Source organism: Paenibacillus hunanensis (genome assembly GCF_034055775.1).
Lineage (GTDB): Bacteria > Bacillota > Bacilli > Paenibacillales > Paenibacillaceae > Saccharibacillus > Saccharibacillus hunanensis.
The window spans coordinates 4,195,768-4,221,322 of sequence record NZ_CP139194.1 but is presented as its reverse complement, the minus strand read 5'-3'; the positions used below and the strand labels follow the sequence as shown (position 1 = coordinate 4,221,322).

Below are 25,555 nucleotides of genomic sequence, written 5' to 3'. Positions count from 1 at the left end.
CGATGCGAGATCTAAGATGTAAATATGCCAGTTCATCCTGTCGTTCATCCAAACACAGTTTACATACGTTAAAATAAGTGACGTGATCAGTAAAATAAATTATCCGATTAAGTATCTAATGTAACAAAAGCCGGTCTTGGCGACTTTAGGCTTATTTTGTCAATAAAACATCCGACTCCCTTCAAGCTTCCGGAAACATATAATCTGTTAGTAGCAGTAAATATGTAAAACCAGGCTTTATACATGCTTAATGAACTAAGCAAAAAGACTTAAATGATTATCTATATTATATCAATTGACCGTTGTTTGAATAGTTCTTTAAGCCGATAAAATGATAAAAATATAAAAAAATCTGAAAAATAACAGCATTTTCGTGAAAAATCCATAATAATTAACATATAGCTAACATCATATTTTCGCTTTACAATTTATAGGTGATTAGATGACACTACCTTTAAAACAAATGTTTAATTGCAAATGAAGCATGATAGGACGGCTCCATTTCGCTAGCTTATTCAGTTTGAAACGATTTAAAAAGGATACTTTTGACAGCAAAACAGGGTATTTAGACACAAATTGGGGTTGTGGAGTCCGTATTCCTGTGATAAAGTAAAACAGTTTTCAGCATGTTTCGCGGTTCGTGACCATCCCGCGTTATCAAAACTAGGGGGAAATTGGTGTGTTTAACCTATGGTGGGGTATTTTATTCGTTCTTGTTACGTATACATTATTTGTTCTATGCTATCGTCTATTTGGAATTAAAGGGATCTATGGCTGGATTGCGATTGCAGCGATTCTAGCCAATATTCAGGTGATCAAAACGATTGAGCTTGTCGGTGTCGTGACCACGCTCGGTAATACGCTGTATGTGAGTATGTATCTGGCAAGTGATCTGCTGAATGAGCGGTTTGGACCGCAGGTTGCTCGTCGTGCAGTATGGTTTGGTTTTCTCACGTTGATTATTACGACGATTGTAATGCAGATGGCGCTGCAATTTGAAGTGGCACCTGGCGTGGATATCTCAGCAGATGCACAGAGCGCACTGGAGCTTATTTTCGGACAGGTCTCGATTTTACTGATTGCGAGCCTGACCGCGTATCTGGTCAGTCAGCTGCTCGATGTACGTCTGTATCGCTGGCTACGCCGTTCATTTCCGAAGCCAGAGCAGCTATGGATTCGCAATAATGGGAGTACGATGATCAGCTCATTTGTCGATACACTGATCTTTTGTACGATTGCATTTCTCGGCATTTATGATTGGTCGGTCTGGCTACAGATTCTGTTTACGACCTATATTTTAAAGTTTATTTTGACAGCAGCAGGCACGCCGTTCCTGTACTGGGCACGTACCTTTAAGGCTCCGGCAGAGGATCAGCCCCTATTGCTACGCCATGGCTCAGCGCATAGCGAAGCAGAGCGAGAATGGACTTGATCGGTGGAGCATTTTCACCGGACGGGTAGCGCAATAGCTACTTAAATAAAACCACGCGATGGATACGAATATGCTGCGTATCCATCGCGTGGTTTTTTATTTACAGCATCGAAGCACGCTTCTTGACTATAGAAGCAGGCTTCTGGACTGTAATAGATATTTTATAAAAAAGAGCAAAGAATGCTTCGATCTAGCATACGAATCTACAAAACAAAATAAAGCGTAGATTGTTAGCATTGCTAGCGTTACAAAGCATAGCTCGCTTGGCTTCAATTTAGCCGATAACTGTCAGCTCTTTCGGGAACGAGGACAGCACATCCACACCCTGATCCGTAACGATCACATCGTCCTCAATACGAACGCCGCAATGACCCGGAACGTAAATGCCTGGCTCTACGGTGAACAGTACGCCCGATTCCAGCAGGTTCTCATTTCCGCCATGGACCGATGGATATTCGTGCGTATCCATGCCCAGTCCATGTCCCAGACGGTGAATAAAGTATTGTCCATAGCCGGCTTCCGTAATCACATCGCGTGCCGCTTTGTCGATCGAGGCAAAGGTTACGCCCGGACGAGTTGCTTGAATGGCCGCTTCATTCGCAGCCAGCACCGTATGATACACACGAGATGTTTCCTCATCGATATCACCGAGTGCAAACGTACGCGTAATATCCGAAGCATACCCGTTATAAAATAGTCCCAGATCGAACATGACCAGCTCGCCAGATTGCAGCTTGCGTTCACCAGGTACGCCATGTGGTAGTGCAGTATTCGGGCCAGACAATACCATCGTATCAAAGGCTGGCTTTTCCGCACCGACCTTCTTCATCTGGTATTCCAGCTCAGCCACAAGATCCAGCTCGGTCATACCGATTTTCAGACTGGAGATACCACGACGCAGCACTTCCTCGATCTTTTGAATCGATAGACGCATACGCTCCACCTCTTCTGGTGATTTGCGCGAACGCATACTGTTCAGCATGCTTGTGATATCATGATAGGCTTCCGCTTGCAGCACCTCAGCCAGCTGTTCAAAGCGTGCCACCGATAAGTGCTCCTTTTCCACACCCAGCTTACCGACTTTGCCGCCGATACATTGTTGCAGGCGCACATACGGATTATCGGTATCCATATGCGTTTCAATGCGCTGAATGATCGATACACTACGTGCCTTATCGGCATCGAGTGCAGGCAGCAAAATAAAAGGCTCATTGCCTTCTGGAATAAACAAGCCTAGAAAGCGCTCGTGCGGATCACTGGCGAAGCCGCTCAAATAGTATACATGCTTGGGATCGGTAATTAGCAGGCTGTCCAGCCCGGCTTGTTTCATCAATCCACGCAGTGTGGCGATTCTGTCGTCCATAAGTTACAGCTCCTTGTCGTTATAAAATAATCCTCATACAAAAGATACCCGTATGAAGTCCTTATGCTCACTTTGTCTATTGTAGCGGTTAATGTGGCTCAGGAAAAGTCAGTCGGTCATGAGGGATAGATAAGAGCAGCTTATCAACATGTGGAGTAGCAGGCATCTCAAGCGACATATCAATGGATGCAGAAGGAGATACGGCTTTCGTTCTCGAACATAGTACAGGTATGTTTTAGCGTACAGATATGTATTTTGAAGAAAAGGAAGCATGTTTGCAAAAGGGGGCAAGGAATACCGTGCTCAAGCTAGTACCGGAAAAAGTAGACTTTTACATATCGACCACCGATCTGATGGCAAGCTATACAGAATCAGGTGGCGTAACGATTCGATTGGATGTGCAGACGAGAGAGGATTGGCAGCAGGAGCAATATCGTGAGCTGGAGCTGATCTTCCAGACTGTTGCCGAGCTACGTTGTATAACAATAAATGTATTTGAGCATGTAGAGCATGTGATCGAGCTGGCGGAGGGTGCAGATGATACAGATGCATTTTGGCAGCAGCATGGCTATCATCCTAATCCGGGAATCTATGAAGTAGAGGTATCCGAGTGGCTAGCGCAAAAGCAGTCGCTATACGATCCGAGACGACGACTTCAATTGAAGCATTATGTGATTGCAGGCTATGACAGTCATATCGAAATACTCGCTTCCAACTATCAATATCGAATGGTAGAAGCACAATAGAACAGAGCGGAGGCTGCGAGGCTATCTAGCCGTTGTCATAGCTTATCTTTATATCAATAGAAGCTTGATTATAAAAAGCCGCCCATTCCTGTACATAGGAATAAGCGGCTTGGATGAAGCGGATGATCTACTCAGCTATTATGCTGAGGCGGACAGCTAGAACCAGAAAGCTAGAAGCCGTCTTTTGCAAATAAAATATCGTGCAGTCGATCGACAGGGGACTCATTTTTAACCGTGAGCCGCCGTTAGTGCAGACTGAATTTCCTTCATTTGCTCCAGATGACGCTGTTCATGCAGTCCGATAAACTCTACCCATTCCTCCAGCGTCATCGAGCCGAAGACAGGGTGGTTCATCGTCTTCTGCTGTAGCTGCTGGAGATCGCTGCTCTGCACAAGCTGATTCAGATGCGAGCGTGAGCGTGACAGACGGGTATGCAGCTCTTGCCGCGTCATATGCTTATCCGCAGGCACAAGGTCGGCGGGCGCTTCAATTCGGCGCGAGCGATCTGGTGTCAGGCGGAAAGAAGGAACATCGCTATGCTGAGACAGTGGCGGCGGTGTAGGCTCATTTTGCTGTAGCACTGCGCCCATGCGTGTTGTAATGGCTGTCTCCATCAGGTAAAGATGCTCAAGCACCTGTGCCATACTCCATTGTCCAGCACGGGCATGTTCATTTAGTAATGTTTCGTCCTGTGAATCCATAAAGTCACAAATATGCTGGCGCATCGTAACGGTATGTGGATGAATCATAACAAAACCTCCTTAAATGGTGGTTTGCCTGCTAAAGGCGCGATACTGTGCATCGAAGCCCAAAGCGGTTATAATTGCAGAGTACCCCGCTAAGCTTCCCTTTGAAACGAAAGCAGCTTGAACTGCTTCTATACCAGATTATACACTAATTGGGAGCAGGACAGCTATCGAAGGTGTCGCGATGATAATGGGGAGATACATAACGTACCAGATTACGCCTCGTTCAGAATGTCATGAAACAGGGTAATAAAGAGCAGCAAGCCAGATCCATCCCTGCTATCATCGTTTGCTCCATGAAGCTCACTATAGCGATAACGGGGGAAGTGAATGAGCGTTTACACTTGATGAATGGCTGGCATGTTTACGACAGCAGTATCCCGATTCGGTTTGGAAAAGGAAAGGAGCTTGATGAGAAGATGACATCTATGCAACCCGGTCAACCGGACCCAGAACAACAACGTGAAATGGAAGAGGATTACGGCTACGCTCCCATTTATACGGTGCAATTATTATATAAAGAAAAGCCTGTCATTGATCGCGAAGCCTTATATGCCAAAATTATCGAATATACAGGGCCCGTTCGTACTTCTGAGGATTTAGCTGAGGATACGGAGGAGACACTGGCCGTATGGGAAGCGCGTAGTGAAGCGGGACATGAGGAGGATGAGGATCATTACCATTTCTTCCACCTGAATCATACACTGAACTATCAGGAAGGCCCGATGCCTGTACAAACGGTATTGATGCCAGTCAATGATACACCAACAGTCGAGATGTATGAGACGGCGCTCCAACAATCGTGGCACTGGGCAGAAGCAGCAGGAACGATCGAAGCGTGCCAGTATGAATTGATGCTGACCGATATGATGGCACGAGGCATGCCGCCACAGCGCAGATTGCCGCTCTTCAACAATGTATTGCGAGCGATTTTGGAGGTAGCTCCATGTGAAGCCGTATATTACAAATCAAGTGATAAGCTGGTTTCCTCAGCAGAGCTATTACAGGCGCTTCAGCAGGATCAGCAGCTCTATGGTGCCTTGAATATTCGTCTGTATCAGATTCCAGGTGACAGTGAGCGGAAGGAAATGGTAATGGATAGCTGTGGACTGGCAGCGCTTGGCGTACCGGATGTACAGTGCCATTTCTATGATATGGAGCCGGGTGAGGTTGCTCAATTTCTGATGAATGTCGCCGATTATGTGTATCATCAGGGCGATATTATTGCAGATGGCGAAACGATCGGTCTGCATGAGAATCAGCGCTGGCGTGTCGAGCATCAATATGCGCTGGTCATGCCTCGCCGCGTTGTGCTTGATCTCGATCCAGGCGAAACCTACTATGCTGGTCATCAGCAATCCCATCCATCCAGTGCTGGACAGGATCAGGTCGAGTAATGGAATATTATAAGCTGCGCTTTGAGGAAAGTCAGGAAAACTATTATTTTGAAGTCGACGATGAGCGCACCGTATTGCGTCAGGTCATAGAAGATGAAGGACACTGGATTGTCTCCTGCCGTCCAGATGAGGAGCTGCACTTTTGCCTGTTTGATCAGGTATTTGATCAAAGTATGGACGATGCAGAAGGGCGAGATATTACACCAGAACAGTTTGAGGAAGCATGGACGATAGCGACACGTCCGTATCGTAAAGCATGGGAGCACACCAAGCAGCGCTTTACGATCGGAGCTCAGGTGGCTGGCATCGTAGAGGTATTTTATCCGCAAGGAACGATCCTCAGTCTACCCAGTGATGCGTACGGCATTTTGGACGATCGCGAATGTAATGGATCACCTGTAGCGGAAGCACGTGCACCCGGCTATATGCTCAAGGCGTATGTGATCGGCTGGGATGAGGTCAATATGTGGCTCAAGCTGTCATGCAGCCAGCCAAGCTAAATGAGTAAAGGAGAAGCGGCCATGCTAGATGCAGTGATCAATTCTTTACAACAAAAGCTACAACAGCAACAGCTATTATCTGCAATGGTCTGGGAAGAGCTCGATGAAGCTGCCTATCTCGACTACCGTGACGGAGCTGATTTTGATACGGATTGGATTAATGCCTATCAAAAGCTGCGCCGAGAAGGCTTAACCCCAGCCGAGCAAGATCAGCTACAGGAATGGAGCCGCCTTGCCTTCAACGAAACAATCAAAGCCTCTGGAAGCGGCGATCTAGCCGCCTATGTCAGCGACGACATCGACCTCATCTTCAGCGCCCATCTGCTGGGCTTAAATGATGATTTCGTCAACTGGCTAGCGAGCTGTTACAATGAAGGCCGTTTGCCAGCTTGACGAAGCTGGCGACAACTAACAAGCTTACATTATAAAGCTATTTATCGTGAGTATGCTTCATATAATTAGCATGATTACAATGATGTAAGTAGGCGGCTTTCTATAAAGCTAAGATGCCAAAATACTAATTAATATTAACGTTCTATATGTGATTAAAGCATTTTTAAATTCACGTTGATACAAAGTTTAACGTATTAAGTGAACGCAGAGGATGCTTCTACAACTTTATTTTGAAGTATATACTTCAATCCATCCTGGATTATAAAGATGTTATTGCTCTTGAGCAAAACGATATGTTGCGATAAGCACAGAGCGAGGGCAAGGAAATAAGGGAAAAGGACGCCTTATAGTGTTAGTGATTTTGTAACACGAGGTTCAATAAAATAATGATTTTTGCGAAGCAAAATATCTTACTGCTTTGGAGCCCGGGAATCTACCTTCACTCCTAATTCGTAGATTCCTGGGCTCCACCTAAGGACGTTCCCTTATTCCTTGCCAGAGCGGTGTGCCCATCACAAACTCGCCTGTTGCTTAAACCCACAAACATCTTTTTTAACTCCAAACAGAACAATTCAAATACGCCGTGCACCCATTATCGGGCAGCACGGCGTATCATTTGATTAAACACTTCCGATAGCACCAAACCCAGTGCAATCGAACCCGACAGCATCGCTGCCTGAGCCGCAAGCGCAGTAGCGGCGGCATAATCGTTTTCTACAAAATTACGCATCGAATTGTAAGCCAGTCCACCCGGTACGAGCGGAATCACACCCGCAACGCTGAAAATAATAATGGGCGTTTTGTAGATGCGTGCAAAAATCTGGCTAATCCCGCCTACGATAAACGTAGCGACCAGTGTAGCCGCAATCGGATTAATATGTGTATATAGCAGCACATATACCATCCAGCCAAGCATTCCGGCAATGCCACATTGCAGCAAAGAGCGGCGTGGTGCATTGAAAATAATACCGAAGCCGACAGAGGCGATAAAGCTGGTAATAAGCTGAGCCAGCATAACAGAATTAACCTGCCTTTCTGTCCAGACAAGCTGGATTACATAAATGTTAAAATAATAGCGACTCCCGCGCCAATCGCAAAGGCGGTTAATAGAGCATCTGCGCCCTTGGAAATGCCGGACACCAGATGACCTGCCATCAGATCACGAATCGCATTCGTAATGAGCAGCCCTGGAACAAGTGGCATAACCGAGCCGATAATAATTTTGTCCAGCTCACGCCCGATATGAAACTCGGTAAAAATCGAGGCAAGCAAGCCGATACAAAAGGCAGCTGACAGCTCGGCGAAAAATTTGACCTGCACCCATTTATGCAAATACAGCATTGTCGTATATCCGAAAAATCCAGCTATCACCGAAGGCAGAAAATCATACCAGCTTCCTTGAAACATAATCGTAAAACAGCCACTCGCCAGTGCGGCGGCAATCATTTTCATCCACGGGGTGTATTCCTGTGGGCCTGCTTCAATGACTTTGAGCAGAGTGTAGGCTTCCGTAGCGGTCAATTCACCACTGCTGATTCGCCGTGAAATATCGTTAACCTGCGCAATTTTGTGCAGATCGGTTGTGCGCTCATCGATTCGTACGAGCCGTGCGCTCTCTGCACCGGTCGTCGAGAACATGATTGCAGTCGGGGTGACATAGCTATGCGCTCCAGGCATCCCGGAAGCGACGGCAATACGGGTCATCGTATCCTCGACACGATACGTTTCCGCCCCACTTTGCAGCATAATCTGCCCCGCCAGCATACACGTATCCATAATCTCGTTAATCGCCCGGCTGAACGTTGACGGTTGCTCCAAGCTTCTTCTCCATCCTCTCTTGAACATTCATCTCTCACATTATGCGTGATCTATGAAAATCATTCAATCCTAAAATCAACTTTTGCAAAAAACATCCTTTTGCAGAAACTCTAGCAAACAAGACAATATTGCACATCAATGCAGGTATACCTGCGGAATCTGTTGCCCAATCCCAACGCTTTCTCACATTATATAAACAAAACCCAAAGCCAAAGTCCTATTTTTGGAAATTTGCAATAAAAAATCTTTCTTCTTGCGTATGAAAGCGTATAATGTTATTTAATCTACTATCCAGCGGCTGGTATGATCAGCGTCAACCTCTATACGTTCGACCTCACCACACGCAATAGTGGGATCGGTAGGATCTCTGTGAGCGCTGTGGTTGCTGGCAGCGATGCTCCAGTATAAGCACAGTTCGCTCCATACAAGACCTCCGAATTACCGCTCTGTCGGCATGGCTATGATTTTACTGCTAAGGGAGGAAAGAAGGATGGACAAGGTATTACATCACAGTAAGGTACTGGAGGATGTGTTCAAGGAAGGATTTCACCTGGAACAGGTCAAATTCTGGAGAGGACAACGACGAAATCTTGCTTTTTATACCGAGTCTATCGGAGAACTGCGCGTGACCACCGGCAAAATTGTTGCAGATGATCCGTACAGCCTGATTGAATCGACCCCTTTTGTGCAGGAGTTCCCTACAGGCTCTTTTCGAGTAGAGCTATCGATCGCAAGGATTACTGATCCTCAAGCCGATCGCGGACTGGCGGCAGATGAACGCGTAGCGTTTGCGCGGATTATATTTAGCGATGCACCGGTAGTAAGCTGGGAAGGTGCAGAGCGAGAGTTCAGTCCTGAAGCAGACCCGAACAATCTGTATGAGCAAGCACGCTGGGGATTTGCCGTAGATTCTGGCACAGGCAGCTATCTGGATGCCAGAGGCTATCGCTGGCTTGCAGAGCAGCAGGAGCTGGATAATCCTGAGCTGGCACAAGAGCTGATGGACGCCTGGGAAACGGCAGCAATGGATAATTTTCGTGCCAACCGCAGCTGGCTTATGACCGAGCTGGAAACCGGCGATAATATGGCGATATTCTCAAGTGGCTTCGGCAACGGCGTGTATCATAGCTACATTGGCTATGCAGCAGATGGAAGCTGTGCACAGCTGGTTACCGATTTTAATGTGTATCCTGATTAATAGGAGTAGCAGATATTAAGCTATTATGGTCAATATAAAGAGTACATCATAAAGGTGTGGCATGTTCTGTGCTACGAGGGGAACAGCTGGATGAGTAGATTCATCCGGCTGTTGCCGTGTAATAATACATAAAGCAAGCCTTGTACCTGTGTAGGAGTAGGTTGGCATGGGGAATAGAAGGTAAGGTAGTCAGATCATGAAGCTCAAGCAGAACAGTACAGGCTGGGCGACAACGTAATATCCAAATGAGGGGAGAGAGCAAGATGAGCAATCTGGATCGAGCGATTATTCTGGCAACACGCGCCCACTCCGGTCAGGTCGATCGGGCAGGGCAACCGTACATTTTACATCCATTACGAGTTATGCTGAAAATGAGTAATGAGGAAGCACGCATCGTGGCTGTGTTGCATGATGTACTGGAGGATACCGAGGTAACGGCACATGATCTGGCAGCAGAAGGCTTTTCAGACGAGATCGTCGAGGCAGTACAGGCGATGAGCCGACGTGAGGATGAGGATTATGAGGCCTTTATCCAGCGTGCTAAGCAGAACTCGATTGCACGCACGGTGAAAATGGCAGATATCGAGGATAATATGGACCCATCTCGCAACCTGGAGCCATCGGTGAAGGATATGGAGCGATTAAGCAAGTACGGACGTGCATTAGATGAGCTGATGACAGAGGCGCAGGAATCGAATTAAGTAGGGGATATAAAGCAAGAAACGCACGATAAGCAGCCAAGAAAACAATCAATAAGAAAAGCGATGCAAAACGACTGCCATCACCAGGCAGTCGTTTTTTATGCTGTTCATTTCCATATAAAAGAACATCCACAGCGCAGCGATAATAAACCATACACATGCAGCAAACAATAAAATATAACAGGTGTTACAGAAATAACTAGATAAAGTAAATAAATCGACAATAACCGCCAAAATACATCTAACCAAACTGAATTATGTAACCGATAAGTAGTTAAATACTTGTTTCTCCAAGTATATTGAAATATGTCCTTTAAAGGGGTTAGAGATAATGGTTAAAAAAATCAAAGAAACATCAAATGCCAAAAAGGTGATTCATTTCGCAGGAACATCGATTCTGGCAACAGGGCTTGTCGCTGCACCGGGATTGACATTAGCAGATGGTAATACGTCAGGTAGCGCAGCCTCCACACCAACCTCTTATCAGATTAATCAAGGCGCGCCAGAAGTATATCAGGGCGATTCGATTGCTTATTTTCAACAGAAGTTTTTTAAAGGACAATCCTCTACACTGACTTCGGGTGAAAGTGGCTCCGCACCAATCGCACAGAGCTTGAACTTTGTGATCAAAAGATCCGCTATCTTCGCAGGTAAAGTGCAAGCTACTGATCAGGACGCCAATGATTCGTTATCTTATCAACTTGTAAGTCAGCCTACAAACGGCACATTAACACTCGATGCACAAACTGGAGAATTCACATATATCGGCTATGAAACAGGAACCTATACATTCGCGTATCGAGCAATCGATTCGCATAATCTAAGCTCTGAACCAGCGACAGTTACCTTTGTCGTTGAAAAAGATAAAGACAAAGACAAGGATAAAAATCAATCGTCCACAACCGTTACACCAGCGCAGCCAGAGGTACAGCCTTCACAGCCAGCTGCTCCAGCAACGAATGGCGATATTACAATCGATGCGGTACACACCGACAACAACCAGAGCCCATCCAGCAATACGAGTGGACGCACACGTGGTGTAGCAACACTGTCCGCCACAAGCACAGAGCAAAATGCCGTACTGAACGTGCTTTATGACCGTATCGCTAATACAATCAAAGAAGCTCAGCCGAAGCAAAGCATCGCGATTGACGCGAGCATTTTGAAGGATAAGCAGCAGTATCAATTGAATTTTGCAGGCAATGTTGTACAGGATCTGCTGAGCAAGCAAAATGGTCTGACGCTGCAAACTGGAGATATCAAAGTACAGCTCCCATCGTCTGTGCTGAGTCGTGTGACACAGCAGCAAAATCTGAGCACAAACGATGCAGCCACATGGACATTGACCGCGCAAAAGGTGGCAGCACCAGCTGCAACCGACTGGAACGGCACACCAATCCGTCCGGTAGCCAACACCGCATATCAACTAAACCTTAATGTCGCTAATGCGGGCAGCAATACCTCACCAGCTACGTATGAGAATCGTTATGTGAAGCTCAGCTTCCTTGTGCCAGAAGCAACAGGTGATACCAGTAGCTATGTAGCACTTGCAACAGATGCAGCCGGGCATACGTATACGGTACCTGTGACGTTTGATGATCAAGGGCAGGCGACTGTGCATACACTGGAAGGCAGTACCGTACAAATTGTTAAAGCCGCAGCGCCAGCAACTAGCAATAGCTCCCCAGCGATGCAGTTACTGGAGCAAAAGCAAATCGTCCCTACAGTAGATCGTGCGCCTCAAGCTACAGATGGCTCGTTAACCCGTGGTGAGCTGGCCCTGTATTTATCGCGTGCGCTCGGTGTGAATACAGCGACGGTTACTGGAAGCACATTCACTGATCTGGGTACCGCTTCGGAGGAGAGCCGTGCGATCGAAGCACTGTTCAAGGCAGGCGTACTGAAGGGAATTAGCAATACGGAATTTGCACCGGATCGTGTGATCAGCAGAGAGCAGCTGGCGGTTATTTTGACTCGTGCCGCTGCGGCTTATGGACTGAGTGAAGATGGTGCTTCCGCTACAAACACAGCAACCGGTAGCTCCTCAAGCAAATGGGCACAGGATGAATTGCAGCAGGCACTTGCACAGGGCAATGATACCGGTATCCGTTCATCAGGTAGCGCATCGTTGACTGCACAGCCGAATATGAGTGAAAGCGAAGGTGCTCAGACGCTGGTAGACTGGCTGAAAAGCACGAAGCTGGTCAACTAATCGTACAGACTTCATTTCATGATATTGAAAGCCTGGCACTAGGTGAGTCCGGCAACAGAGTAAGACTGGAGTCCTCACAGTCGTAAGCTATATAAAATGATGAGCAAGCTAACATGGCATAATCATGCTCATGTAATAGGATCAATAAACAACAACAAAAGGAGCAGATCGTCGATCAGACGTCTGCTTCTTTTTTAAGCATAAATTAGGCTAATGCTTACGATCGATTCACCAGCGATACCGCAAATGGAATCGCGTATTTGGCAACCTCGAATGGATGGAAGGAATTGCCGATTCGATTGAAGTTCGCTTCAAACAGCCAGACGTTTTGTTCCTTATCGATACCAAGATCGATCGCCATCTCAGGAAAACGTTTATTCAAGCGTGGCTCCAAATACGTCGCAATCGCTGTAGCGAGCTGGCGTACTCTGCGATCCATATTTCCATCAAGCGCTTCTCCATACTCTGCACTTAAAAACCAGCTCCACTTGGTGGATAAGCGTAAGGTTTGCTCATGATTCGTCACCTTGCGATAGGTCGAGACGGCGATATAGGGCTGGATAAACACCACCTCCCAGCTCCCATCGACTCGCTTCATCATATGGGTGCGCAGGTGAAACGGATAGCCTTCACCAGTGGAGCTATTCACAAATCGCTGCAAAATATACCCCTGTCCAATCGTCATCGCCACAAGCTGACCTAGCTGCTCTGCATCAAGTGTGTGCAGATACGATTGGTCGAACACCTCATAGCTGTCCTTCAGTTTTGTAATATTAAAAATATGCTGCCCATGCGATCCAGCATCCGGCTTTAACACCGTTTCCTCATACTGATCGATAAATGAAAGTACCTGTCCAGGCAGATGAGATTCATAAAATGGAATCAGCGCTGAGCGAACATGCTCCGGTGCTTCCAGCAACAGACGATAAATATGCATTTTACTCATTGAGCCGCTTTTCAGTTCATGGGTAGCAGGAATATACTGAAGCTCGCTGTAAAACCGCGAATAGGCAGCGATACCGCGCTTTTTCAATCGATCCAATAGCACATCCGGATAAGGGCATGAATACGCGACCCATTCGGAGTGTTCCCATACATAACCGAGCATACGCTGCTGTTTATAAAAGACATCCTCAGTACGCATCCGCACAACTATCGCATCATGCAGACGAGCAACTGCCGAGCAAGCCTCTACAAAAATCTCTTCACTTTCCTCGGCTGACGGAATCGCCAGCAATCCGATGATGGTCTGCTCCGTATTCAGCTCAGGCACCTGCTCTAGTATATGATGCCGATGAGCAAGATAACGAGCATAGCCAATTGTATGGATCGCCCGTTCTGCTTCATGCTCTCTCGTCTGTGGAGCGGTATTGGCTTCATAGAACCACCATTTGCCAGATGGGTCTACAGCTAGATCCAGACCTAGCTCATCCAGATTGTAATCGTAAAGCTCATCAATCGCATACGCCAGCTGAATACCGGTTGCAGGTAAGTGCTGAATCGCTTGCTCAGCCGATTCTGGTCGATAGCGGCGAAGCCAATCTGTCCATTCTGCCGTCTGACCACCCTGCTCCAGATTGCTAGTTACGCGATCCGGCTCACCATAGCGAATATAGATACGTGTAATGACAAATTCGCCCTGCTCATCGCGCTGCACATGAATCCGGCAATCAAAGGGCTGACGCTCATCATTCGTGCTATCAATATAGCGCTGGACGAGAAAGGTCTGCTCTCCGGTCAAGGATTGAATGAGTTGCTGCAATTCAGCTACTGAAACACGCTGTACCGCATCCTCCAAGCGCCAGATAAAGTGCTGATCGTCAGTCGCTGTAATCCGTGCAATCTGCTTACCCTGACGACCGTGATCGGGCTTGAGAATCACGTCCTTTTCCTGCTCCAGCATATTTAGCAGACTTTCCATGCCTGCATAAATGATCGTAGGAATAATAAGAGGAGACCACGTAGTCGACTTCTTCAGTTCATTTTGAATGCGCAATTTACCATGAATAGAATAGGAGGTGAAGGTGACGAGGCGATTGAGCTTTTGTTCGAGAGGAGAGCGTTCATGGGGAAGCTTGGGCATTTCATTGATCACGACATCTGGAAGTGGGTAAGTTTCCACCAGCCAGTTATCCGACAGGTCTGGATTGGGAACCATCGCCTGAATAGTCAGCTGCTGCGAATTGAAGCTAGCTTCATCAAAAAGAAGCAAACGCACATCGAGCTTCCTTGCTGCTTCGACCAGAGCCTGAATACGAGCAGGCGGTACTACGTTTAACGGATGAGCCGCGTGGTATATCCCTATATCTGTCATCGACATCCTCCTTTTGTAAAATAGGTAGTCATAATAATAAACCATCCGGGACAGAACGTCCCGAATGGAATGTGGATCGCATGACAGATGAAATAAGTGATTACATGGTTCGATTGGAGCAGAGTAGAGCGAGCCTATAGCAGAACTAGCTTACAGCGTAGCCTTGCTATCCGCAGGGAAGACAAGTCCTAGCTGCTTACGTGCTTCCTCCATCATCTCTGCGGCGATCAGTGAGCTTTCCCAGGAAGCGATCTCCGATTGCTGACGACCCTCGGCGATCAGATCAAGAAATTCGCGAATCTCATAATACATCGGTGGCTCATATTGAGTCACATGTAGATCCTCTGTATAGCCTCCGCGATACGTCATCACGATCTGATTTGGCTCGCTGATCTTATCGATACGAATGCTACCCAGCTCACCCTGAATTTCGGATGGGAGAGAGGAGTCGGTGATTTTAGAATACATCACGACCGCATCCATATCGTCGTAAGAAGCGACAATGCTGCCTTCGCCATCCACACCGGATTCCAGCATTACACCGGTTGCTTTCACCGCATTGGGACGACCAAACATAACTGCTAGCGGATACAGGCAATACACACCCAGATCCATCAGTGAGCCATTGGAAAATTCTGGACGGAACGCATTTTGCACATTGCCTTCCTTGTACGCATCATAGCGGGAGGAATACTGACAATAATTCGCAAAATAGCGTCGAACCTGACCGAGCTTTGGCAGACTTTGCTGGAGTGCACGCAGATTCGGCATAAGCACCGACTTGATCGCCTCCATCAATGTCACCCCATTGCGCTGTGCAGCCTCGATCATCGCTTTCACTTCGGCAGTGTTGGAAGCAAGCGGCTTCTCACATAATACATGCTTACCATGATCCATACATTGAATCGCTTGCTCGGCATGCAGTGAGTTCGGGCTGGCAATATACACGGCGTCGACATGACCGCTATCCAGCATATCCTGTAGCTCGGTGAACAGATGTGGAATATCATGCTTTTGTCCAAACTGCTGTGCACGTTCTTCTGTGCGTGAATAGAGAGCAGTCAGTTCAAAATCGTCATTACGTTTTGCGGCTTCAATAAAACGTTCTGTAATAAAGTTTGTGCCAATAATACCAAAGCGGACCATACCATCGCCCTTTCCTAGTCAATTGATTAGAATTCATCGCTCGCTTATGATGCGTTAGCCTCGTTCAGCGATCAGTAAAAATCGATCCTGTCTGACATCAAAATAGCCATGCGATGCAATATGCAAATGAATGGAGTATAGCTGCTCGATATACAGAGCAGGCTCAAATCCGAGGATTTGCCACTCAATTGCTTTTAAATAATAGATTAGAGCACCGATATCGTAGAAGCGCTGAATCGGGAATTGCTCCTGCTGGCGTATAATACGAAAACCTTGCTTCTGTAGCTGATCTACGGCAAATGCCAGCGTCCAATGACGAAACTCATCATTATACGGCGCGCCGAGTGCATCATTAATGCCTGTGCAATCCGTACCGCCAACCTGCTGGGTGATTAATCGTGCCCCTGGCTTCATAATCCTCCATAGCTCAGCAGGATCATATGACTCATGGCGATTAATAACGAGATCAAACTGACCCTCTGCAAAGGGAAGATCATCATCTCGCTCCAATGCCGCTACGGTGATGCCCAGTGGCTCCAGACGTTTACGTGCAATCGGCACATTTGGTGCATACGCTTCTGTGGCAAATACCTGTCTGGGAAGCGGACGTAGCATCGATAGCAGCTCGCCGCCACCTGTGCCCATATCCAGCATACAATCGGCACTCGCCATCTGGCTTGTTAATAAACTGACATAAGACCAGTCGAGTGGTTCACTGTCAATACGTCCTGTATCATGAATCCATGCAAAATCCCAGCCAGCAAAGCTCTGCTCATAATCGGCAAAATACTGTGTAAATTCAATCGGATATACACTCATTCAAGAAACCCCCCTGTATAGGATTGGAAAGCTACAGTGTAAACGCATAGCGCGAATCGCTAGCGTTCGGGAGGTCCTCGTTGAATCGCAGCATTACCAGCTGCTGAACAGCGTTGTCATATAGGATGTGTGGAAAAAGGAAGAGCTTGCTTATGCATTATTGTCTCTCCTGATCATCAGAATATAAACGGTTCCTGTAGATATCGTCTGCCTGCTTGTGACAAAGCCTGTCTTCCCTAAAAAGTGAAGTCGCTATTTATTATACCTGAGTGTGCAGGGGACTGACAAAGTGTTATTTGTTAACGTTTCCTTTTTTGTTGCTGTACTTCGGTATATAGCAGGGAAATATACGCTATCTACCCGTAATATTCTGTGTGTCATAATCGAAATTGAAGCTTGCTGCGTATAAATAAGTATGATTGCGATTTTACGTTAGCAAAGGACAGCTTCTCAAGTTAGAAAGTTAGATATTGCTCATCTATTCAGCCATTTTGGACATGGTGTTATGTAGAGAGTAGTTGTAAAATAAATACATCAACCGACGTTTTAACGATAGCAAGCTGCTGGTAAGTGGGTAATAATGGAATAATGCCTGTCAGAGGAGGGAACTCACATGAAGGTAGAACAAGCGGAATTGAATACTGTTTCATGGGACGAGCCGCTTCGGCGGATCATGGAACAGCTGGCACGCTCGGAGCCTACACCGGGTGGAGGCAGTGTTGCTTCCATCGTCGCTGCACTGGGTGCGGCAATGACCTCGATGACGGCAAACTTTTCACAGGGCGAAGGTTATGAGCAGATCCAGCAGCATGTCGCGCAGGCTCTGCAAGATATGGAATATATTTCGACTGCATGTGAATGGTTGATGGCAGAGGATATTGAAGCCTTTGGTCAGTATATCGAGGCGCTGAGCTTGCCCAAGCTCACGCCGGAGCAACAGGAAGAACGAAGACTAACGATCTATGAGACACGGATTCAGTCGATCGATACGCCGCTACGCTTAATGGAATGCTGTCTGTACGGGATGTACAGCGCGGCACCGTTAATTGAAGTATGCAATCGTACCGTGCTATCGGATATAGGTATCGGCATTATTCTGTTTGAAGCAGCAGCCCATAGCTCCTTATTAACCGTTAATATTAATCTGGTCACGTTAAAAGACGATGATCTCAAGCAGGCCTATGCGGGTCATTCGAGGGTATTGATGAACAAAATTACCGATCGTAAAATGGAGCTACTGGAACAGGTGCAGCGTCGTATTCATGAGGATGCTTGAAGTAGCAGATGATGTATTCGTGATTCGGTATGATGGCTAGCTTCTATATATTATATGCTAGTTCTCTAATTACATGATCAATCATCTGTATGAAATGCGAACCGAAGCCTAGACATTAATGCGCAGCGATTGCTCTCATTTTATTCAGTCGATTTTCTTCATGTCTAACGAGTATTAGGACTGTACACACTTTTCATTAAATAAGGCAACATGAATAGAAGCCGCTGATGCATCATAGCTAGTTACAATAGCTGTGATGCATTAGCGGCTTTATTTTGTAGCATAGCTTTAACAAGGCTGTATACTATCAAGCTTACAGCTTATTGCCAAATGCAAAATTACTTTCTAAATTACGATAATACTCTTCATCCTTCCATTCAGGGAGTCCATCGCAGCTGCTTACATATAAAATATCCTCTCCGCGAATGAGCCATCCCATGCCATGTTCAAATTCCCAATCACAATCCATATGCAGATGCATGATCGGTTCAGCTGTTTCTGCATTGTATTCTGCTGGAAAGGCTGGAACCTGCATACTGAGTGGAGAGAGATGTTGCAAAATATCCTCTGGTCGTTCAATCGTCGGTAGCACCTCATCCGACCATTCGCAGCAATCGATATAATAATCGTAGCTACATTGATAGAGCTGCTGTAATACTGCCGGGCTCAATGCGTTAAATGCCTGTGCGCAGCGCTCCATATAGGCTAGTGGAACCTGCGACTCAATTCCATGCACGGGAATGGGCTTTTTAAATAAAGTGCTGTCGAAGACGGCGCTCAGACAGCCTTGTTCTTCGGTAATATTTTTTAATAATGTAGATGGCAATGCGGGTCACTCCTTAGCCCATGTTTTTAGCATAATAAATCTCGTTCATCTCTCGTGTCAAACGATCGGTAATATGCTGTTGCTCTTCCTCAGATAACGAATCGCTCGTATAGCCGAACAGATAGTTATCCAGATCGAATTCTTTTCGTTTACACTTCGTATGGAAAATGTTTTCCTGATAAATATTCACATCAATCATATGATACAGATCCTTCACTTCATCCGGGATAAAATTTTGAATAGAGCTAATATCATGGTCGATAAACAGCTTGTTGCCTTTAATATCCCGTGTAAAACCTCGTACCAGATAGTCAATCGTCATAATATCTGTATCAAAGGAATGGATCATAAAGTTCAGTGCCTTGAGCGGTGAGATCTCGCCGCAGGTGGACACATCAATATCGGCGCGGAATGTGCTAATGCCCTCGTCTGGATGGTATTCAGGATACGTATGCACCGTAATATGGCTCTTATCCAGATGGATCAGCACATGCTCAGGCAGCGGCCCGGGCGATTCTTCAAAGGAAGCATTTGGCGCTGTCTCGACAGGCTCTTCGGAGATCAGCATCGTTACGCTGGCTCCCTGTGGCTCGTAATCCTGCTTGGCAATATTCAGCACATGCGCACCGATAATATCGGACACATTGGTCAAAATTTTGCTTAACCGATCTGCATTGTATTGCTCATCAATATAAGCAATATAGGCTTCTCGTTCCTCACGTGTGCGTGTGTAGCAAATATCGTACATATTGAAGCTGAGTGATTTGGTCAGATTATTGAAGTTATGCAGTTGAATGCGCTCTTGTCTGGTCAGTCCCATAGCATTTCCTCCTATCATTCGATGGAATACGTAAATGTACATGATGATTGCAATAGACGTGGACAAGCATATCAGGCAACTCATTTGCTATACCTTTACCCGATAACCCTCTACAAAAACAATACAGGTTCATTTCGAATCTGTCATGTTTTGCTTCTGTGAGGAGGGTAAGGTGACGGCATCAGGCTTCTAATTTTATGTATAGGCGCCGGGGGAACGATAGCTGTAGGCGGGCTACAGAGCAGACGAATACCCGCAACGCTGCATGACAGCCCCGCCGGGCGGAGGGCTGCCATGCGCGCTATTGCAGGACGATGCTCCAGCATGGACAACAGTACGCTATCAATATGATCAGGATGGCTGAAGCTGTGAAGAACGACGCTCCTGCGCTCGATCCTGAAGATGCGATTTGTTCAGTACGGTAATACGATCGCCGTTTAACAGCAGATACGTATGCGTACCGGTTTGAATCATCACACGCTCGCGAGTGCCATAAGGCGTTTTGAGCAGAGCGGGATGGCAATCCAGCATAGGATATTCTTGATCCAGCGCTACGTAGACGGCTTCATTCAGAGGGATCTCCAGCTTGGATTGCTGCCAATCGATGATCAGTTGATCGTCGTCACGGGCAATCTTGATACCAGACATATCCATTCCTCCTTTGCGTAGTCACGCTGAAATAAATAGAGACTGCTTCATTACTGCTTATTCGCCCGGCGTCTAAACAATCATGAACAGTCTCTATATCATTAGATTACCCAACCTGTAGGGCGTGTCAAGCACCTTTTGCATTGCTAGCATTCGGCTCAGGAATGTAGTGTACGATGCTAAAGCGTGCACCGCCAAGTGGTGAATCCGCATAGGTCAGATCGGCATGAAGGCGTGTTGCAATCTGTTTACTGATCGCAAGACCGAGCCCGGTCACACCGTTCGTCCCTGTATAAAAGCGTCTGAAAATATGCTCACGCTCTCCTTCTGCGAGTCCAGGCCCATCATCATCAATGTGCATCATCCAGTCGATGCCGGTATTCGATTCTTCTGGTAGCTCCACAGTAATGTGGATGGTGGAGTCACAATGGCGAATCGCATTTTGTAGCAAATTAAGCAAAATTTGAAAAAGCTGCTCGCCAGCAATCTCGACCGTATGAGACGAGCCGTGCGCCTGTAGCTCAACACCCTGCTGACGTGCTGCGGGTTGCAGCAGATAGACTGCTTCCTCCGCCATACTTTTCAGATCGACGGAGGCGAGCGGCCATTCCTCATCCACACTTTCCAGCCGGGTCAGCTGTAGAAGCTTGCCCACCATATCGGTAAGGCGCTGGGATTGCGTGGAGATAATATCCAATCCCTGCTCCACCGGCATCACCTGATCCTGAATCGCATACACATAGCCCTGAATCGACATCAATGGAGTTTTCAGCTCATGGGATACATTTTGTAGAAATTCTAACTGATACCGATGATGCTGCTCCAGCCGATCGGCCATAAGCTGAAATGTACTCATTAGCTCGCCAATCTCGGTATGATCTGCCTGCAAAAAGGCTTGTCGATTCATCAGATGCGGCTCATACTGGTTGACCGCTTCCTTTAACCGATTCAGCGGCTGTACAGTACGCCACACGGCGAATAGACCGATCAGCAAAATAACGATAAAGCTGGCTGCAATCGACAATAATGTAGTCCGCAGCAAGGGGATATATAGCGCGCGCAGCGAGGAGAGTGGAGAATACAGGATCACACGGAAGGGCTGATGCACTAACCGAGCCTCGCTATAGAGCACCTTATTGCCATGAAGCTGCATGATGCCCTCACGCTGAGTCGGAAAGTTCGCCATCGTCTTGCCCACTTCTCCCGCATTACTGGATGCAACGATCTGGTCCTTCGTATCCAGGACAAAATAATCCGCATAAAAAAGCGTGTCCTTGATAAAGAAGCGGAAGCTGTCACTATCCAGCGTGTCCAGATTATCCTCGTTCAGCATATGCACAGCCTTGATCGTCTGATCCTTCAACTGCTGCTTGACCTGATTCAGCAAAATATCATCAAGCAAGCGAATGAAAAAGAATACAGTAATCGCCACCGTTACCAGCATACCTGCAAATAGCGCCACCAGCATTTTGCTGCGAATCGTCTTCATGATGTGTGTACCGCCGCCTTATAACCAAATCCCCAGACCGTATCGATCGTCAGGGTAGAATGCTGCTGAGACAGCTTTTTGCGAATCCGTTTGACCAGATCATCGACGACACGAACTTCGCCAAAAAAGTCATAATTCCATACCTGCTGAATCAATTGTTCCCGGCTAAACGGGCGATCCAGATGCTGCGCCAAAAACAGCAGCAACTCAAATTCGCGTCCGGTCAGCGACAGCTCCTGTCCCTGCACGTTTACACGCCGGAATTCCTCGGATAGCTGTACATTTCCGGCTTTAATATAGGCAATCGATGGTGCTGCTGAGGCATTACCAGCTACGCCAACCTGCTCGATCACACCCGTCTCGCCACCAACAGCGATCCGGCTACTGCGAATGAGTCGCAGCATACTTTTGACACGGGCTACCAGCTCCCGTGGATTGAAGGGCTTACTCAGAAAATCATTACAGCCCAGCTCCAGTCCATTTAGCCGATCGACTTCCTCACCGCGAGCCGAGATAATAATAATCGGCATTTCTGTAAACGTGCGAAGCTCGGTCAATAGGGTCAATCCATCGATACCTGGTAGCATAATATCGAGAATGAGGCAGTCTGGATGCTCGGCGTGAACCTGCTCAACGAGATCACGTCCGTGCCCGAAGGCTGTTACCTCATACTGCTCTTTGCGTAAATACCCCGTAATTAGCTGGGCAATATAAGGATCATCATCAACGACAAAAATCCGGGTCATGGCTTGTCCACCTCTATTTTATAAATGACATATTACTTCTCTAATGTAGCAGACGCAGTGGGTGCATTTCAAAGCATTCTTTACAAAGAAAATCCGGTAATAGCAGAAATCTAGCGATAGAAACAAAAAGACGGAATCTCCGTAGAGTATTCCGTCTTTTCGCAGCAAGTTTTTGCAGGTGGGAGGGTGTGCTCCCGACCTTCAGCTTTGCCCTGGATCAAAGCTAAAGGCATTTGAATCAACATGAACGCAGGAGTTGAAGCCTATGCTGTCCGAAGGAGTATCGGTTCAGCTGGTTGATTCTGGGGGAGAATCAATCCGAATTCTTATTTATGGGATGTTGTAGCTGCTTTTTTAGTTGCAGGAGCAGTTGTTGTTGATTTTTTAGTTGTAGGTGCTTTTACAGAAGATTTTTTCACTGTTTTTGCAGCTGCTTTGTGGGACGCTTGTTTTGCTTTGTGAGCGGCTTTTTTGTGAGCAGCAGTTGCTTTGTGGCTAGCTTGTTTCGCTTTGTGAGCAGAAGCTTTTTTAACAGCTGCAACTTTGTGAGCTGCTGCTTTGTTTTTGTGAGCTACTACTTTTGTTTTGTGCGTTTTTGCTTTGTGGGACACTTTTTTGTGCGTAGCTTTTTTATGAGTTGCTTTTTTGTGTGTAGCCTTTTTGTGGGATGCTTTTTTATGAGTTGCTTTTTTAGCAGTTGCTTTGTGAGTGGAAGCGGCTTTTTTCGTTGGCTCTGCTTTTGTTGTTTTGGAAGCAGTTGTTTTTGCAGTTGTGCTTGTTGCTGGCTTGGAAGCTACTACCTTTTTAGCTGGAGTTGTTGTTGCTGGTGTTGCTGCGAATACGCTGCTTGCTCCACCCAGTACGCTAATTGCTGCTACCAATGCTGCTACGTTTTTTGTCCATTTGTTCATTTCAAGTCACCTCATTATAAGTTTGAGCAGTTCGCAGGTTCTCGGCTACCGTATGCGCGTCCGGCGGATGCTGTCGCTTCCGGACTCGGTAGCTTGTGATTGCTTGCTGCTGATGTAAGTTCATCTTAACAAGGGATTATGTGAGAACAATGGAATAGATGTGTGAAAAGTGTATGAAATAAAATGAGTGATTTGTTTGAGGGAAATAATGTGCTGGGAGTTCGACCACTCCGGGAAGGAATAAGGGGACGGACTCCGGTATCGCCCAGGAATCTACGAATGGGTAGTGAATGTAGATTCCCGGGCTCAAAGGTCGTCCTTTCCCCTTATTTCCTTCCCTTCGTTCCGAGCTCCTCGCATTCATTAGTTTGCATTCACACGAGTTTGTTTGCCGAAGTGGGAGATGGGAATAACTTTGATTTTTAAGCGTTATTTACTTTTGTTTACTCTTTTTCTTATTCCTTTTAAACGTTGGTTTATTTTATCTGTAGGTCTGCGCTACTTTATAAATTTACGTTTAGATGGTGCAATTGCATCATTGGCTTATTTGTGCTGTACAACTGGTTTATCTCTACTGTATAACATTAACTTTACCTATGATACGGCTAAGGTGAGAGGTGAAGTGATCAAGGTAAAGTGCTTTGGCGCGTTTAAGGTGTTAATTTCGCATTTCTTTTCACTCCTTTACGTGTGAGTAGCCAGAATATGATGGTGATGGTTAATGGGTAGAGGATTGCCCAGCCGGTGAATGGGAATACGATTAGGGTGAACAGGAAGGAGATGCCGCTGATCCAGCGTCCTAGTTGTTCTTTCCATAGTAAGCGTATGCCAGCTGCGCAGCCTGCCAGGTAGGTGAGGATGAAGGAGGAGTTGGGCAGTTGTAGCAGCAGCTCCAGCTTTAACAAGCCTGTGGAATACAGGGATAAAATGATGACAAAGCATATAGCCAAAAAGCTAATCCCTACGGTTGGTGTACGGAAGCGTGGGGACAGATGGCTTAATTGACGTGCAGCGTAGCCATTACGAGACAGGGCGAAGGCGACGCGTGAAGCGGCACCGATATAGGCGATGGTCGTTGCTGTACAAATACAAGCGGCTGTCAGACCGGACAGAACCGCTCCCCACCATCCTAATCGGTTGCCGATCAGATGCGCGAGTGATGCGTCTGCACCGCTCAGATAGCTTTGGGTTCCGATCGTAACAATCGCAGTGAGCAAATACAGTAAGCCGACAATCGAGGCAGCGATAATGACACCGCGTACGGCTGCCTTTTGTGGATTTTCAAATTCTTCGGATAGATGAGATACAGCTTCCCAGCCGATAAAGCACCAGAATAGCATAGCTGCCGATTGACCGATCGGGAACCAGCCGTGCGGCATAAATGGTGTGAAATTAGCTACGCGCATATTCGGTAGTGCGACCACGATGGCTACACCGAGCACGACAATAATCGCACCGACGACAATGACCTGAATTTTCCCGGCAAGCTGAAATCCGACCCAGTTAATCGCTAGACTGAGCAGTAGCAGGGCAGCAGCGATCAGAATACGGATTGGCTCGCTCCAACCGAGTGCAGCGGTCAGATAGCCAGCCCCGGTCAAGGCGGCGACTGGCGCGCCAATCGGGACGGACATCAGGAAAAACCAGCCGATGAGTGCGCCAATACGCGGCCCAAAGGCAAGCGATACAAAGTGAGACACACCGCCAGCATTCGGATAGCGTGCAGATAATAGCCCCATCGATAACGCCAGTGGCAAAATGAGCAATGCCATGCAGCCCCATGCGATCAGTGCAGACGGGCCTGCCATACGTGCGGTGATGCCAGGCGTGATCAGAATGCCGGAACCAACGACAGCCCCGATATAGAGTGCGACTGCCTGCGGCATATTAATATGGCGAGTAAGCTGTGAAGTAGAGCTTTTCGTAGGAGTGGATGTACTGGCTGAACGTTCGCCAGCTACGGTGTGACGCGAAATGGTCATAATGAATGTTCCTGCTTTCCTTGTTATTTACCTCAGCGTAGCAGATAATAGATGCATCGGTAAAACGGATT

Annotated in this window: 23 protein-coding genes; 9 read left to right on the top strand and 14 right to left on the bottom strand. The window is 46.9% G+C overall.

Features of this window, described 5'->3' with window-relative positions:
* The first annotated feature begins 679 nt into the window (after nt 1-679).
* On the top strand, nt 680-1,432 hold the full coding sequence (locus SK066_RS17160; RefSeq protein WP_188773754.1) for a queuosine precursor transporter: 753 nt from the start codon (nt 680-682) through the stop codon (nt 1,430-1,432).
* Nucleotides 1,433-1,706: 274 nt separating this feature from the next.
* Here SK066_RS17160 and SK066_RS17155 read toward each other — a convergent pair whose 3' ends face one another.
* Complete coding sequence (locus SK066_RS17155) at nt 1,707-2,795, bottom strand: M24 family metallopeptidase (protein ID WP_320542380.1); 1,089 nt, start codon at nt 2,793-2,795, stop codon at nt 1,707-1,709.
* Nucleotides 2,796-3,094: 299 nt separating this feature from the next.
* Here SK066_RS17155 and SK066_RS17150 point away from each other — a divergent pair, with 299 nt between their 5' ends.
* Nucleotides 3,095-3,541: a hypothetical protein gene (locus SK066_RS17150; protein ID WP_320542379.1), complete on the top strand. Its 447-nt coding sequence runs from the start codon at nt 3,095-3,097 to the stop codon at nt 3,539-3,541.
* Between the two features lie 228 nt (nt 3,542-3,769).
* On the opposite strand, the gene SK066_RS17145 is transcribed toward SK066_RS17150, so the two are convergent.
* On the bottom strand, nt 3,770-4,291 hold the full coding sequence (locus SK066_RS17145; protein ID WP_320542378.1) for a DinB family protein: 522 nt from the start codon (nt 4,289-4,291) through the stop codon (nt 3,770-3,772).
* A gap of 416 nt (nt 4,292-4,707) precedes the next feature.
* On the opposite strand from SK066_RS17145, the gene SK066_RS17140 reads away from it, so the two are divergent.
* From SK066_RS17140 to SK066_RS17130, 3 genes are read left to right on the top strand one after another with little or no spacing between them, the layout of a single operon-like run.
* Nucleotides 4,708-5,685: a DUF4261 domain-containing protein gene (locus SK066_RS17140; RefSeq protein WP_320542377.1), complete on the top strand. Its 978-nt coding sequence runs from the start codon at nt 4,708-4,710 to the stop codon at nt 5,683-5,685.
* Nucleotides 5,685-6,185 (top strand): hypothetical protein, encoded by a 501-nt coding sequence (locus tag SK066_RS17135; RefSeq protein ID WP_188773759.1) that lies wholly within the window; start codon nt 5,685-5,687, stop codon nt 6,183-6,185. The genes SK066_RS17140 and SK066_RS17135 overlap by 1 nt, the downstream gene beginning before the upstream one ends.
* 21 nt (nt 6,186-6,206) lie before the next feature.
* Entirely contained in the window at nt 6,207-6,578 is a 372-nt protein-coding gene (locus tag SK066_RS17130; protein ID WP_320542376.1) for a hypothetical protein, read from the top strand.
* Between the two features lie 592 nt (nt 6,579-7,170).
* On the opposite strand, the gene SK066_RS17125 is transcribed toward SK066_RS17130, so the two are convergent.
* Nucleotides 7,171-7,593, bottom strand: a complete 423-nt coding sequence (locus SK066_RS17125; protein ID WP_320542375.1) for a threonine/serine exporter family protein — start codon at nt 7,591-7,593, stop codon at nt 7,171-7,173.
* A gap of 38 nt (nt 7,594-7,631) precedes the next feature.
* Nucleotides 7,632-8,354, bottom strand: a complete 723-nt coding sequence (locus tag SK066_RS17120) for a threonine/serine exporter family protein (RefSeq protein WP_229685591.1) — start codon at nt 8,352-8,354, stop codon at nt 7,632-7,634.
* Between the two features lie 532 nt (nt 8,355-8,886).
* Between SK066_RS17120 and SK066_RS17115 the strand changes: the two genes are divergently transcribed.
* From SK066_RS17115 to SK066_RS17105, 3 genes are all read left to right on the top strand, one after another.
* Nucleotides 8,887-9,594 (top strand): DUF4241 domain-containing protein, encoded by a 708-nt coding sequence (locus SK066_RS17115; protein WP_188773763.1) that lies wholly within the window; start codon nt 8,887-8,889, stop codon nt 9,592-9,594.
* Between the two features lie 263 nt (nt 9,595-9,857).
* Nucleotides 9,858-10,295, top strand: a complete 438-nt coding sequence (locus tag SK066_RS17110; RefSeq protein WP_320542374.1) for an HD domain-containing protein — start codon at nt 9,858-9,860, stop codon at nt 10,293-10,295.
* 331 nt (nt 10,296-10,626) lie between these two features.
* The gene (locus SK066_RS17105; RefSeq protein WP_320542373.1) at nt 10,627-12,507 is read left to right on the top strand and encodes an S-layer homology domain-containing protein; all 1,881 of its coding nucleotides are present in this window, start codon (nt 10,627-10,629) and stop codon (nt 12,505-12,507) included.
* Between the two features lie 217 nt (nt 12,508-12,724).
* Here SK066_RS17105 and SK066_RS17100 read toward each other — a convergent pair whose 3' ends face one another.
* The 3 genes from SK066_RS17100 to SK066_RS17090 form a co-directional block, all read right to left on the bottom strand.
* Nucleotides 12,725-14,821: a YheC/YheD family protein gene (locus SK066_RS17100; protein WP_320542372.1), complete on the bottom strand. Its 2,097-nt coding sequence runs from the start codon at nt 14,819-14,821 to the stop codon at nt 12,725-12,727.
* A gap of 150 nt (nt 14,822-14,971) precedes the next feature.
* The gene (locus SK066_RS17095; RefSeq protein WP_188773767.1) at nt 14,972-15,967 is read right to left on the bottom strand and encodes a Gfo/Idh/MocA family protein; all 996 of its coding nucleotides are present in this window, start codon (nt 15,965-15,967) and stop codon (nt 14,972-14,974) included.
* Between the two features lie 54 nt (nt 15,968-16,021).
* The gene (locus SK066_RS17090) at nt 16,022-16,786 is read right to left on the bottom strand and encodes a class I SAM-dependent methyltransferase (protein ID WP_320542371.1); all 765 of its coding nucleotides are present in this window, start codon (nt 16,784-16,786) and stop codon (nt 16,022-16,024) included.
* A 613-nt stretch (nt 16,787-17,399) separates the two neighbouring features.
* Between SK066_RS17090 and SK066_RS17085 the strand changes: the two genes are divergently transcribed.
* Nucleotides 17,400-18,062, top strand: a complete 663-nt coding sequence (locus tag SK066_RS17085) for a cyclodeaminase/cyclohydrolase family protein (RefSeq protein ID WP_250342795.1) — start codon at nt 17,400-17,402, stop codon at nt 18,060-18,062.
* Between the two features lie 313 nt (nt 18,063-18,375).
* Here the strand turns inward: SK066_RS17085 and SK066_RS17080 are convergent, their stop codons facing one another.
* From SK066_RS17080 to SK066_RS17050, 7 genes are all read right to left on the bottom strand, one after another.
* Nucleotides 18,376-18,888, bottom strand: a complete 513-nt coding sequence (locus SK066_RS17080; protein WP_320542370.1) for a DUF6985 domain-containing protein — start codon at nt 18,886-18,888, stop codon at nt 18,376-18,378.
* Between the two features lie 13 nt (nt 18,889-18,901).
* Nucleotides 18,902-19,708, bottom strand: coding sequence for an adenosylmethionine decarboxylase (gene speD / locus SK066_RS17075; protein ID WP_320542369.1), 807 nt, complete (start codon nt 19,706-19,708; stop codon nt 18,902-18,904).
* A gap of 351 nt (nt 19,709-20,059) precedes the next feature.
* Nucleotides 20,060-20,356: a SunI/YnzG family protein gene (locus tag SK066_RS17070; RefSeq protein ID WP_320542368.1), complete on the bottom strand. Its 297-nt coding sequence runs from the start codon at nt 20,354-20,356 to the stop codon at nt 20,060-20,062.
* 127 nt (nt 20,357-20,483) lie between these two features.
* Entirely contained in the window at nt 20,484-21,845 is a 1,362-nt protein-coding gene (locus tag SK066_RS17065; protein ID WP_320542367.1) for a sensor histidine kinase, read from the bottom strand.
* Complete coding sequence (locus tag SK066_RS17060) at nt 21,842-22,591, bottom strand: response regulator transcription factor (protein WP_320542366.1); 750 nt, start codon at nt 22,589-22,591, stop codon at nt 21,842-21,844. The genes SK066_RS17065 and SK066_RS17060 overlap by 4 nt, the downstream gene beginning before the upstream one ends.
* Before the next feature lie 326 nt (nt 22,592-22,917).
* The gene (locus tag SK066_RS17055) at nt 22,918-23,502 is read right to left on the bottom strand and encodes a hypothetical protein (RefSeq protein WP_320542365.1); all 585 of its coding nucleotides are present in this window, start codon (nt 23,500-23,502) and stop codon (nt 22,918-22,920) included.
* 650 nt (nt 23,503-24,152) lie between these two features.
* Nucleotides 24,153-25,388 (bottom strand): APC family permease, encoded by a 1,236-nt coding sequence (locus SK066_RS17050; protein ID WP_320544910.1) that lies wholly within the window; start codon nt 25,386-25,388, stop codon nt 24,153-24,155.
* Between the last annotated feature and the right edge of the window lie 167 nt (nt 25,389-25,555).